Origin of the sequence: Zobellia uliginosa, from assembly GCF_018860745.1 — a bacterium.
Lineage (GTDB): Bacteria > Bacteroidota > Bacteroidia > Flavobacteriales > Flavobacteriaceae > Zobellia > Zobellia uliginosa_B.
In genome coordinates this window covers 454,869-468,852 of the sequence record NZ_JAHKPY010000003.1, presented here as the reverse complement: position 1 = coordinate 468,852, position 13,984 = coordinate 454,869, and the positions used below count along the sequence as shown (strand labels likewise).

5 protein-coding genes are annotated in these 13,984 nt (G+C 36.9%); all 5 read right to left on the bottom strand.

The features are described from left to right. Window positions 1-2: 2 nt before the first annotated feature. Window positions 3-3,356: a VCBS repeat-containing protein gene (locus KO521_RS05750; RefSeq protein ID WP_215938953.1), complete on the bottom strand. Its 3,354-nt coding sequence runs from the start codon at window positions 3,354-3,356 to the stop codon at window positions 3-5. Window positions 3,357-3,530: 174 nt separating this feature from the next. After that, window positions 3,531-5,135: a RagB/SusD family nutrient uptake outer membrane protein gene (locus KO521_RS05745; protein WP_215938952.1), complete on the bottom strand. Its 1,605-nt coding sequence runs from the start codon at window positions 5,133-5,135 to the stop codon at window positions 3,531-3,533. Window positions 5,136-5,165: 30 nt separating this feature from the next. Continuing rightward, window positions 5,166-8,195: a SusC/RagA family TonB-linked outer membrane protein gene (locus tag KO521_RS05740; RefSeq protein WP_215938951.1), complete on the bottom strand. Its 3,030-nt coding sequence runs from the start codon at window positions 8,193-8,195 to the stop codon at window positions 5,166-5,168. An 865-nt stretch (window positions 8,196-9,060) separates the two neighbouring features. Next, complete coding sequence (locus KO521_RS05735) at window positions 9,061-10,587, bottom strand: RagB/SusD family nutrient uptake outer membrane protein (protein WP_215938950.1); 1,527 nt, start codon at window positions 10,585-10,587, stop codon at window positions 9,061-9,063. Window positions 10,588-10,628: 41 nt separating this feature from the next. Then, on the bottom strand, window positions 10,629-13,673 hold the full coding sequence (locus KO521_RS05730; RefSeq protein ID WP_215938949.1) for a SusC/RagA family TonB-linked outer membrane protein: 3,045 nt from the start codon (window positions 13,671-13,673) through the stop codon (window positions 10,629-10,631). Window positions 13,674-13,984: the final 311 nt, after the last annotated feature.

The following is a 13,984-nucleotide window of genomic DNA, read 5'->3' as shown; positions in this document are numbered from 1 at the left end:
CTTTAATTGGTAGTTGTTTTTATTTTAAATAAATCATGTTCATCATTATTATTGACAACCAGTATAAAGCTTCCCGATTTTGTATTTAACGTAATCATATCTCTAACATCTTTATCCGCAAAAAAACCCGATTGCAAACTAGAAATCGACTCAAAACCCCCTTTACCATTTCCTTTAAGGAAATTACCAATACCAGCATCCGAACGTGTGGTCTCAACCTCAGACTGATAGTTGTTGCCCGCTAATACCAAATCCCTAAAACCATCCCCATCAAAATCTTGGTATAGCACACTATTAATCGGTGCAATTTGAACTCTATTTTCAAAAGGTTGAAAATTGAATTTATCACCATTGTTCAAAAATATTCCTGACCTAAATTCTGTTGCTTTGTAATGAAGTGCCGTTTGAAGTCCTTCGCCAACAATACCTTTTAAATCCTTGCTGGCAAAATCAGTATATGTTGGTATAGTTTGTGCCAGATGCGGTAATTGCTGAGTCATACAACTTTTACCCCTGACGGGTACTTGTTTGCCATGGTACTCTTTTGCGAGAATAACATCTTCTGACCCGTTCATATCAAAATCTGACGTATATATGTCAAAAGGTTTCTCATAGGAAGCATGGAATTTAGAGTTCAGCCCCATGTTCCCAGCAATAATATCCTTATCACCATCGCCATCTATGTCTTCAATTAAAAGTTCATTCCACCAACCTACCGCATTTGCTAATTCCGGATATGAATCACTACGTACTAGTTTATTGTTTTTATTTAGAAAAACCAAAATACCCATCCACTCCCCGGTTACAACCAAATCCACTTTTTGGTCATTATTCATGTCTACCCATTTGGCATCGGTTACTAATCCCAACCCTCCAAGTTCGGGAGCTAAATTATCATTTTGGATAGTAAATTTACCTGCATCATTCACTAGCAGTAAACTACTTGCTGGATGTGGATATTTACCGGTAATTAGTCTTCCGCCAATAAATAAATCTATGTCACCATCACCATCATAGTCCGCTGGCACTACTACTGAACCTGAAATACCTACTTCTGGAATAGCATTTTCGGCTTTTTTAAAATTTCCCTTACCATCGTTTAGATATAACCTATCTACCAACATTCTTGGGTTATCCTTAAATTCATAGCTTCCGCTTACTACGTAAAGGTCATTATCTCCGTCATCATCCGCATCAAAAAAGACAGCCCCAACATCTTCATAAGATTTATCTTCTACCAGAACAGAAGAGCTCATCTTTTTAAATGTATTTGACTGACTAATTAATAATTGTCCAGGTTGGTCTTTTCCTCCCCCTATAAACACATCTTCTTTCCCGTCTCCATTAATATCGGCTTTTGCCAAGGAAGGCCCTAACTGTGACAACTTATGAGGCAGTAGAATCTGTAAATCAAAATCATTAAAGTAAGGGTCTGAGTGACGGTTGTCAAAAGCGACTTTAGTAAAAAGTAAATCTGCCTTGTTCTCTTCTTTTACTTTGGTTTCCGCAAAGCGATAATTTAATTGTAAAGATTGATTGGCATCTACATCTTCCAATTCCTGGATTTTTCCATCGGGCCAAATAATTTCCATCCGTTTTACGGACAAATGTTTTCCCAAACCGAAATAAAGGGAATTTGGAACTGAAGACAAAAAGCCTCTAGTTGGTGTTACCTGGCGCGTTTGTTTTGTACCATCATCAAAGTACAAATTCACTGTTGCGCCTACTCCAAAAGTATTTTTTCCGGCAGCAATTAAATCCAGCTCTAAATAGTATTTACGCTGGTTGTCAATAGCTTTATTTTCTAGAAAAGTGGCCTTGTCATTTATATTATTCACCACGATATCCAAATCGCCATCATTATCAAAATCGCCATACGCAGCTCCGTTTGAAAAAGAAGGCTCACCATCTACCCATGAGTCACTCATGTCCTCAAAAGTTAAATCCCCATTATTTCTATAAAAGAAATTTTTTAGTTTTTGCTGTGGAAGCATCTGTGCAAACTTTAGAAAATCTTCGGCTGTAGGCTTCCTCTTATTCTCTCTTAGTATCTCAAGAATTTCATTATTCTTATCGCGATCAATTACATCCCTATACACACCATTCGTAACGTAAACATCATTAAAACCATCCAAATCAAAATCTGCAGAAAGTAAAGACCAACTCCAGTCCGTATTGGCTATACCTGCCATATTCCCAATTTCACTAAAAGTTCCGTTACCATTATTAGTCTGGAGCATGTTGTGCATGTATTGATGGTGATACCCTTTCTCTACCATGCTTTCAAAATCTGCTATGGAAGTCATGGCCATAGTGGTTTTAGACCGCACATAATCTTGCGGATTCATGTCCAAAGTCATTAAATCCAGAAGGCCATCATTATCAATATCCGCCATATCACTACCCATACTATTGAATGACATGTGCTTAAAAAGCTTGTCCCAAGATTCTGTAAAGGTACCATCGCCATTATTCACATAGGCCAAATCCGGGACGTTGAAATCATTACAGATATAGATATCATCCCAACCGTCGTTATTCAAATCTCCAACTTGCGGATTAAGCCCAAAGCCTATATCATAAAGTAATCCTGCTTTTTGGGATACATCCGTAAAATGACCAGTGCCATCATTCTCATATAATTTATCACTCCCTTTTAACTTTTCACTTTTAGGGTCTTTTTGAGTTTTGTTCAAATCTATTATTTCCGATCTGCTGGTGATATCCGGTGTGTTTGAAACATACACGTCCAAATCATTGTCTTTATCATAGTCAAAAAAGGTAGCCTGAATTGTTCTGTTGGGATCAGCAAGGCCCATTTCTTCTGCACGTTCCGTAAAGCTTACTCCAGCTTCTCCTATGGGACCATTGTTTATATATAGTAAATTTTTGAATTTCCCATCCTCATCTTGCCAACCTCCTCTTGACACATAGATATCCAAAAATCCATCTCCATTTACATCGGCCACGGTGACGCCTGTGTTAAAACCAGGTCGCTGCTCTATACCGGCGGCTTTAGTAATGTCTTTAAAATGAAGGTTTCCCGTATTGAGGTATAATTTATCCTCGGATGAATTGGAGGTGAAATAAATATCATCAAAACCATCATCGTTCAAATCCCCAACAGCTACACCTCCACCAATATACGTGTACATATATTGATAATAATTAGACTCTAACGATTCTTCTAAGGTGTTTACAAAATCAATTCCCGAAAGATCAGATGAAACTTCACTGAAGAGTTTAGGTGATTTTTCTTCGGATGATTGATTTACTTTATTGTCATTTTTAGATTTATTACATGAACTTACAATAAATAGAAAAGACAAGGCAAAAGCAGTAAGATAATATCTCATAAGTTACCTATATATGATAAAAAAATGAATAGACATCCTAAAAATACAAAGATTTTTAGCGTAAGACCTGTACAAATAGGTCAATATAGTTATCAAGTAGTAATGCATATTCCAGAAAAAACGGCAAGGTTTACAAAGAAACCTTACCGTCATGCTTAAAACTAACTCAACTTCTTAGTTTGCCAAATTTGGATTTCTATCTACCTCTGGCTGTGGTCTGGGTGCAAAATAATTTGAAGGTGCCGTAGATCCTATTATTGCATTTGTTTCTTTCGTTATTGGCTGATCGGTCAATGTATTGATTGAAACTCTTGGGTCTCTTGCCGTACCGCCAAGTGCAGCTTCAACTTGCTCCTTCCGCACCAAATCATTATATCTTAAATACTCACCTGCCAATTCCCATTTTCTCTCTAGATATGCTAAATCCTGGATGGTTCCATCGGCAGCGCTTACATCAGCAAGGCCAGCTCTATTACGTACATCGTTAAGCGCTTGCCATGCATCAGCCCCAGCAGTTCCCGCTTCACCAGAAGCTTCAGCATATATTAGAAGTAGTTCTGCATATCTCATGTAGTAATCATTTCGATCACTTTGGAAACCACTGAAGGTTCCTTCTTCAAAAGGACCAACAATTTTTCTGAAAACCGGTTGAGCTTGATCAACAAAACTTGTCCATGGTAAAAAGCTAACTGCTTCTGCCACATCAGATGTAGCTCGTGACTTCTGGTCTGGGTCAGCAGGTCCAGGTAAAGGACCATCCAAAGGAATTTCTGTATGATATGTGGCATCTTTTCTAGGGCCTTCAGGCATATCTTCAAAATATCTGATTTCTGCAAAAGTCTCTTGCCATCCTTGAGTCGTATAATCACTAGGTAAACCTAGTTTTCCATTTTTACGATTAGGAAGTCCACAAGAGGCACAATATGCTATTGTAAAAATAGATTCCGTATTAAATCTTCCCTCAACAGTATATAGGGTAGCCATATCAGGGACCAAGGCAAAACCATGTGTACCCGCATTGTTCATTACTTGTTTTGCACTTGCGGCGGCCATAGCATATTTAGACGCATCTTTAACAGGGTAACCCGCCCAATCCAAATATAATCTGGCAAGAATTGCTCGTGCCGAACCTGAATTAGGGTCAGAAGCCCCTACATTTGTTTTTGCAGGAAGCATAGTTTCTGCAGTTAACATATCACTTTCAATCTGCTGATAAACTTCTTCTTGAGTCGCTAATTCTCTTTCAAAATCAATCTCTAAATCTAATGGAAGTACAATTCTACCATGAACACGAGCCAGATGATAAAACATTAACCCCCTTAGAAAATAGGTTTGTCCTAACAATTCTTTCTGACGAGCAGCAGCAGATGGAAAATCAACTCCTTCCGAATTGATAATAACCGTATTTGCTGCTTTTACCATGGCATAAACACCTGCCCAGTTTGTAGCAGACCTACCATTGGTAGCGGCAACATTTCTTTGGTCGTACTCCCTAAAATCTGCCTTGTTACTTTCTCTATGGGTAGTCATATCATCACCAGCCCAACCATTTACGTAGAATGTAGTCATCCAAGCTGCTTTATTCAACTTTCCGAAAATTCCGTTCACAGCAAGTTCTAGCTCATCTATGCTATTGTATGGCTCCACAGCCAAGTTTGCTCTACCCGGAACTTCATCCAGCTCAAATTGTTCGCAACTATGAAAAGTCATTGCGCAGACCGCCATGGCACAAATTGCCACTAGCGTCTTTACCGATTTATTTCTAATATATATTTTCATTTTTTTATTATTTCGATTTGCAATTTTTAATTAAAATCCGATTTTAACCCCCAAGGTGTATGTTCTAGGGTTTGGATACGCTCCTATATTTATACCTGAAGCAACATCTTCATTACCTTGAGCACTTCTTCTAGAAGTTCCTTCTGGATCATAACCAGAGTAATCTGTAATTAAAAATAAATTCTGACCACCGCCATAAAGCTTAATGGTAGTGTCTCCTAAACCTTTAATATCTTTTATGGTATACCCAATAGTTAGGTTGCTCAATCTAATAAAATCACCTTTTTCTACATAACGGCTAGACTCATACAAACCTGCGAAAGCCGGTATATCTGTTTCATTGGTTGGTGTCCACTGGTTAACTTGATCCGGAGAAAGAAAACTTCTTGAATCTCCTGCTCCACCAACAATTGCTGCTTGTTGAATATTATAAACATCAAAACCGTGTACTCCTTGCAAGAAGATATTTATATCCCAATTCTTATAATTTATTGAATTATTGAACCCCCATGTCGTTGTTGGCGTACCATTTCCTATAGCCCCGTATAGAATTTCATTATTGTCATCAAGAAGATATCTAGCCTCTCCTGGTTTTGCTATTGGTGTTCCCTCATCATTTGTTGGAATATTATCTGTAGTTTTCCAAGTTCCTAAGAAAGTGGCTCCTCTAAACTGGCCTAATGGTTCACCTACCTCAATAAAGTTAAGAATATTTCCTTGGCCACCAGGAGCTTGAAACTGACCTAAAATTTCGGTTAGGCCATCATTTAATTGAGTTACTTCATTTTTAACATAAGACAATGATAAGTTGGCATTCCAGTTTAAGTTCTCCGTATTGATAATGTCATAGCCAATAGTAAGATCAACACCTACATTTTCAACTTCACCCACATTTTTAACAATTGTTCTATCTCCAAGCTCTCCCCCATCATAATCCGGAATAGCAGCATCTAACAACAAGTCTTCAGTTACCTTTTTATAACCATCAAGACTAATACTACCACGACCTTGTGCAAATCCAAAATCAATACCAACATTTCCTTGTGTGGTTGTTTCCCATGTTGCGAAAGGGTTTCCTATTCTGTTGATGAAAGTACCAGTGGTTGCCGCTGACCCATCTGCTGCATAACTGTTAAAGCCCAATGTGCTAAAAGTTGAATACGGACCAATGTTTTGATTACCTACTTGTCCCCAACCCGCTCTAAGTTTTAAACTTGTGTCTCCAGACTGATCTATTAAATCTGTCATATTATACGCTAAAGCTACGGAAGGAAAAATACCCCATCTTTCTTTTTCTCTAAAAACAGAACTTGCATCATACCTCCCCGTTGCCGTTAAAAACAAATTGTCATTGAAAATATATTCAGCGCGCAACATAAACGAAGACAACTCTCTCTCATTAAAATCATTATTCACAGTTTGTCCTGAATTTGGAGCTAGCTCTGCAAAATAAAACCCTCTGCCATTTAAGGACAAATCATTGGAATTCCATCCATTTCCTCGGAATTTAGAATTTGAATATTCTTGAACCCCCGTTAACTTTATATTGTGCTTTTCCTTAAAAATTTTCTGCCATGTAAGAATATTACTTATCTGATAGCTCACATTTTTATTGTTTGCAAAAGACGTATGAGGCAGTTGATCATCCCCAACTTCCACAGCATAACGTTCAATGTTCAAATTAGAAGTCTGTGACCCCATAATAAGGGAGTAACTGAAATTATCTGTAAAGCTATACGTCGCATTTACGGTGGCATTCAATCTTTCTTCAATATCTTTAATATCTGTTTCATTAAGTGTACGAACAGGGTTATCGTTTAAAGATGCAACTGCAGACCTAATATTATATTCTCCATTGGAATTGAAAATTGGCGTTGTTGGATCCCATGTTAAAGCCTTATAAATAAAGCTTCCTTGACCATTACCAAATCTATCTGTATTGTTTTGGTTCTCGCTTGTACTTCCGTACAAGTTGAAACCAATCTTAAACTTATCATTTATTTGAGCATCTATATTAGCTCTTGCAGATATTTGTTGGTAGCCAGTATTAATTACAACCCCCTCTTCATCTCTATAATTACCGGATAAATAGTATCTGATTTTACCTTCGGAACCGCTTGCCGAAATAGCCAAATTTTCGCTAAAACCAGTTCTTAATATCGCTTGCTCGTAATCCGTACCTCCACTTGCCTCTAGCGCTGCTATTTGAGCAGGAGTGTAGACCGCTGCTCCACCAGAGTTTGTTCTTCTTAGGTTTTCAATAGTTGCAAAATCGGAAGCAGATAATCTTGGTACTGAGTTAGGACTTGATGATACTGTGGTAAAATAGTCAACATTTATTTTACCCTTTCCCGATCCTTTCTTTGTGGTTATGATTATAACCCCGTTTGACCCTCTAACTCCGTAAATAGCTGTTGCAGATGCATCCTTTAGAACATCCATAGCAGCAATATCATTTGGGTTAATCGTACTCAGATCTCCACCCAATACACCATCAACTACAACTAATGGACTGTTATTTCCAGTTACTGAGTTCACACCTCTAATACGAACCTTAACCGCACCGCCAGGTTGACCACCCGCTTTTGCTACCGTAACACCTGCCGCTCTACCTTGTAAAGCTTCTTCCACCCTTGTTAAGGGTTGATCTTCAAAAGATTTAGAATCTATACGTGATACAGATCCCGTTACATCTGATTTTTTTACCGTACCATATCCAATAACAACAACATCTTCTAACTGTTGTACATCAGGTTCCATTGTAACCGTAATAGTGGTTTTATCCCCTACAGTTACAGTTTGCGTAGCATAACCTATATAAGATATGCTTAGTGTATTTTCACCTGAAGCTTCGATGCTAAAGTTACCATCAAAATCCGTTACAACACCATTACTTGTTCCTTGGACTACAACGTTAGCCCCAGGAATGGGTTGATTGACCTCATCCAAAACCGTTCCTGTTACGGTTTTTTGAGCATACAACCCCTGCATACCCATTGTTGTAAGAAAGAGTGCCAAAAGGCAACTTTTTCTAAATAATTTTTTAATGTGTTCTTTCATAATTGTGTGTTTAAGTTTAAATAGTTTATGTTTAAAATTGGTTATTAAAAAATGTAGAGACTTGAAATTTTCTTAAATATTTCTTAAAAGGAAGTTCGTAATTTTTTATAATAAAAATTAAAGATGTCTTAATATTGAGAGTGTAATATTATGAATAATTCATTGTAGATTATTGCAAATTACCTAGACAAAAACTAGACAAAACCTGTAATGTTACAAGTCAATTTTAAAATTTTATACTGTAAAAAAATTATAATTACAATCTATAAAATTATCCTTTTACCATTTACAAATTCTTAATTATCAAATATTTAAACACATTACTATATACCAATAAAATTTTATAAATAGATAGTTAACCAGTTGATTCTTGAGAAATTCGGACAATTGAAACAACTCTCCTTTTCATTTTTATCTTCCATTATTCATATCAAAGACTAGACAGCTTTTTATCAAAAAGAGATAAAACTATCTTATCTTTATTTCATCTTTTTATCATATGTAATCACATATCTGGGAAATATTATATCTAAATTTTATGTTAATGAGTTAAATCAATGGGATTGTAATAAAAGAGTAGAAGTATCTTGCGTGATTTTGCTTAAATCCCTAATTTCTATAACCAATATATTCCCTAGTTTTTACGGTTCGTCAATTAAAGTAACAGCTGTAAAACTATATATGAAAAGTGTGTAAGTCTGCAGTAGAAAATTGCGGCCAATACTAATTGTTAGAAAGGTTATGAACTAGTTAATTGCAACTTTAGAATAGTCCAAAAGATGATTGCTGATTCACTATTACAACAGTAAAAGCGGTAAGATTTTAAAAATCTTACCGCTTTAAAAAAACCAACTAACTCAATTTTTTAATTCGCCAAATTTGGATTTCTTGCAACTGCATCAGCCGGAATAGGCGCCAAATATGTACTTGTTTCAAGACTTCCTATTATAGGATTGTGTTCAGGGATAGCACCACTAACGTTGTCTCTATCACTAAGTACTTCTGCTACCTTTTCTCTTCGCATTAAGTCGAACCATCTCTTATATTCCCCGGCAAATTCCCATTTACTTTCCGTAAATGCCAAATCGGCAATATCCCCTGTAGAAAGGTCTACACTAGGATCTGGAGTTGCATAAGGTAAGCCCGCAGCTCTACGTCTAATTTTATTCATAGCCTCCCAAGCTTCTGGGGTTACATTGCCTGAAAGTCCAGATGCTTCTGCGTAAATCAATAAAATCTCAGCGTAGCGCATTAAAAAGTCGTTTCTTATGGTTAAGAAATCGCCAGGATTTAAATCTCCTTCAGGTCCTGTGATCTTTTTGAAAACCGGGCTTTTCTGCGCGTCAAATTGTGTCCAATCCAAATCTGTTCTATAGGTAGCTTCTTTTCTTGGTCCTTCAGGAAAATCTTCGAAAAACTTGATTTCCGCGAATGTCTCGTTCCACCCCCCTAAATCGGCCGGTAAGCCCAATCTCGAAAATTTTCTATTGGCAAGACTATTGTTCGGACAACCTTTACAATACACTATCGTAAATAACGACTCTGGACTAAAACGCCCAGCTACTGTCCATAATGTTTCTAAATCATCAACCAAACCAAATCCATAAGAACCGGCATTGTCAATAACATCCTTTGCGGTACTGGCTGCTAAAGCATACTTACTGGTATCATTATTAGGAAAACCAGCCCAATCCATATACAATCGTGCTAAAAAAGCCTTTGCCGAACCTTTATTAGGTCTAGGTGCACCAGACAGTACTCCGGGGTACATATCAGGTAATCTTTCAACAGCAGCTTGAAAATCTAATTCAATTTGACTGTACACCTCGGTTAGAGAAGATCTTGAAATATCAGGATCAGGAAACTTCGTCAATGGTAATGGAATTCTACCATGGACTCGTGCTAACTGATAAAACAAAAGACCTCTTAAGAAATAAGCTTCCCCAATTTGGCGCTCCAATACCTCTTGATCTATATTATCCAATCCAATTAAACCTTGAGAGCGATCCAATACACCGTTAATGGCATTTACTGCATCGTAGATTGCATTCCAATTACGCAATAATCTATTATTAGAAGATAAAACTGTTCTTTGATCAAACTCTCTAAAATCAGCTTTATTCAAAGCGCGGTGTGTTGTCATATCATCGCCAGCCCATGCCGGAGCATAAAAAGTTGTCATACGCGCAGCCAATGTAACTTGGCTATATACACCACCGATGCCTTTATCCATATCATCTAAACTTGCGAAGGATTCAGGTGGGGTATCGAACTCACTTAAGTCCGGATCCAAATCTGCACAACCTTGAACAACTAAGCCTAGGACACATAGAAAGCACAAAGCAAACAGCGATGTCCTTTTTACACTTACTTTATTATTTATTGTTTTCATGTTTATTTTTTTTAAATAAGATAACTACTATTCTTAAATTATTAAAATGTCAACTTTATACCTAAAGTCCCCGTTCTAGGGTTTGGCATTGCACCCACATCGATACCCGCACCGGCATCTGCATTAGCAGTCTCACCAGTATATGTTCTTACCTGACTGGATACTTCTGGATCATAACCGCTATAATCAGTAATCAATATTAAGTTTGAAGCACTTATATATAATTGAAGGTTACTCACCCCTTTTATAATATCATCATCAAAGGTGTACCCTAGTTTAAGATTACTTAATCTTACAAAATCACCTTTTTCAACCCAGCGTGAAGTATTTAATGTATTTGCAGTAAATCTTTTAGGTATATCGGTTTCGTTCGCTTCAGTCCAACTATCATAAACTGTTGGAGAGAGGTTACTTCTATTACCACCATTTCCGGTAATTGTACCAGTTACTTGATTGTAAACTTCAAAGCCGAATGACCCGTTCCAGAACATATTCAAGTCCCAATTCTTATATCTAAAGGTATTGTTGAATCCAAAAGTTACATCTGGAAGACCACTGCCTATTGTTCTAAATTCTAATTCGTTGTTTTCATCTAAAGCGAATTTCTGATCACCCGGTTGGAATAACGGGTTACCGTCGCCATCTACTGGAATGTTATCTGTGGTTTTCCAGGTTCCTTGATATTCGTACCCCCAGAAGGTGCCTAACGGCTCACCAACTTTAATTACATTAAGTCTAATACCACCTCCACCAATACCAGCGGCATTACCTACTATAAATTCATTATCATCATACAAGCTCGTTACTTCATTTTTAAGCTTTGAAAGAGCGAATGTAGCGTCCCAACTAAAATTATCTGTTTGCACGATAGCAGCTGATAAAGAAAGATCAATACCCGTATTGTTAACTTCACCGGCATTGATAAAATTTCTAATAGATGTGCCAGGTATAATGGTTTGTAGCAACAAGTCTTCGGTATCCTTATTAAACCAATCAATAGAACCTGATAAGCGGTTATTAAAAAAACCGAAATCTAATCCAACATTGGTTTGTGTTGTGGTCTCCCAGGTTAAATCAGGGTTGCCCTCTTGAACCTGAATTTCGCCCGTATTTGATGTAACGCCATCAAAAGTATAAAGCCCAGTACCACTGTTCTGTGAAAATCTAGCCGAGGCATTTATGTTCTGATTACCAACTTTACCCCAACCTGCTCTAAGCTTTAACGCGGAGAAAGTACCACTATCCTGTATGAAAGATTTATTCTCAAAGTTCAAGGCTATGGCTCCAGAGGGGAAATAACCAGTTCTATTTCCATCGGAAAACCTAGAAGACTCATCCACCCTCATAGAACCTGTTAAATAAACAAATCCATCATAATTATATTGCAGACGACCCAAGTAGGATTCAATAGCTGATTGATTACCGGAGTTGAAGAAGTCTTCAGAATTACTCTCATCTGCCAAATAAAGTGTTGGTACATTTAAATCTGAAACATTGTAGCCATTGGTTAGCCCACGAGCTCCTTGAAATTCATAAACCCCAGTAATATCCAAACTATTTTTACCGAATTCCTTATTCCAATTTAAAATGTTACTTATCTGATGTGATGTGTTTCTGAAATTTCTATAACCAATATTCAAAAATCCAGTTGCTTCAAAATCACCTTCCACACGATACGATTCTGTATTATCATGAACGGTTGATACGGCTCCAATTAAAGTATAGCTGAAATTATCGGTAAACTTGTACTTGCCATTTAAGGTGAAATTTAAACGATCGGAAGTCAATTCGTGATCACTCAATTCTAAACGTCTGATCGGGTTATAATTATTATTGGCAACCTCTCTAGGCGATCTTAATATATAATCACCATTAGCGTCACGTACTGGAGCTGTTGGGTCCCATGTAATAGATCTTAAAATTCCGCTCCCATCTCCACTGCTAAAAGCATCTTGATCATTCTTAGTGATCTCTCTACTAGCTGTTATATTTGCTGCAAGACTAAATCTATCGTTGAATTCTTTACTTAAGTTTGACCTAAAAGAGTATCGATTATATTTTGAGGTTATTTGTGTACCTGTTTGGTCTATATAATTACCTGAAAGAAAATAACGTAAGCCATTATCACTAGCCCCGGATATTGATAGTTGGGTGTTATTGGTGACTCCAGTCTGAAATAGTAAATCCTGATATTTAATCGGGTTAGCCTCAAAAGCCGCAATTTGTCCTGAAGAATAAGGCACATCGGCAGGGTCATTGACCGGGTCGGCTATAAAGTCATCGTTTTCGAGCTGTGCGAACTGTGCAGAACTTAATGTTGTTAACCTTTTTTCTACAGTGCTAAAGGATACAAAGTGATCAATCGATACTTTCGCTTTACCAGATCCCTTTTTAGTTGTAACCAAAATTACACCATTGGAACCCCTTGATCCATAAATAGCAAGTGCCGAAGCATCTTTTAAGACCTCCATAGATTGAATGTTGTTTGGGTTAATCGTACTTAAATCACCACCAAAAACTCCGTCGATAACAACCAAAGGGTCATTATTACCTGTAATAGAATTTACACCTCTAATTCTTACCTTTGTTGGAGCACCCGGTTGTCCCGAACCAGCTACGGTAACACCTGCTGCTCTACCCTGTAGTGCATCTTGAACCCTAGTAAGCGGTTGATCCTCAAAAGATTTTGCCGTTACCTGTGCGACAGCCCCTGTTACATCACTTTTTTTAGCAGTACCATACCCTATAACAACAACCTCTTCCAACAGGCTAGCATCTTCCCGTAATGAAATTGTTATAGCAGATTGGCTACCAACTGTAATAGTTTCCGCAGCATAACCTAAATATGAAATAGATAAAACATCGTTTGGAGAGGCGGTTATACTGAAATTACCGTCAAAATCTGACTGCGTTCCGTTTGTAGTTCCTTTAACTACAATATTTGCCCCGGGTATAGGCTGGTTATTTTCGTCAATTATAGTACCTGTAATAGTTTGTTGAGCATGGGAATATTGTATTCCCATAAGAATAAGAAAAAGTCCCGAAACGAAACATTTCCTTAATAATTCATTGAATTCTTTTTTCATAATGGTCCGATTTAATTTAAGAGTTTAGTTTAATTATTTGGCTATTTAGTTAATCAAAAAGTGGTTTATTCTTAAATATTTCTTAAAATAAAGTTAGCATTTTTTTATCATAATTATTGAGAACACCTTACTAATACAGTGCTAAAATTATTAATATCTTAATATGAATTACTGAAGTTTTCCTAGACAAAAGCGAGATAACTATGTAAACTCTCAATTTTTAAGCGATTATATTTTAAGAAAAAAACTTTGTGATTATAAAATTTGCATCTACTTTCAAAAGCTGTATTTATATTATAAATTATTGAAAT

What these genes read in the sequence shown, in the direction of transcription:
- KO521_RS05750 (WP_215938953.1), bottom strand. Translation starts at nt 3,356, where the DNA reads ATGAGATATTATCTTACTGCTTTTGCCTTGTCTTTTCTATTTATTGTA.
- KO521_RS05740 (WP_215938951.1), bottom strand. Translation starts at nt 8,195, where the DNA reads ATGAAAGAACACATTAAAAAATTATTTAGAAAAAGTTGCCTTTTGGCA.
- KO521_RS05730 (WP_215938949.1), bottom strand. Translation starts at nt 13,673, where the DNA reads ATGAAAAAAGAATTCAATGAATTATTAAGGAAATGTTTCGTTTCGGGA.
- KO521_RS05735 (WP_215938950.1), bottom strand. Translation starts at nt 10,587, where the DNA reads ATGAAAACAATAAATAATAAAGTAAGTGTAAAAAGGACATCGCTGTTT.
- KO521_RS05745 (WP_215938952.1), bottom strand. Translation starts at nt 5,135, where the DNA reads ATGAAAATATATATTAGAAATAAATCGGTAAAGACGCTAGTGGCAATT.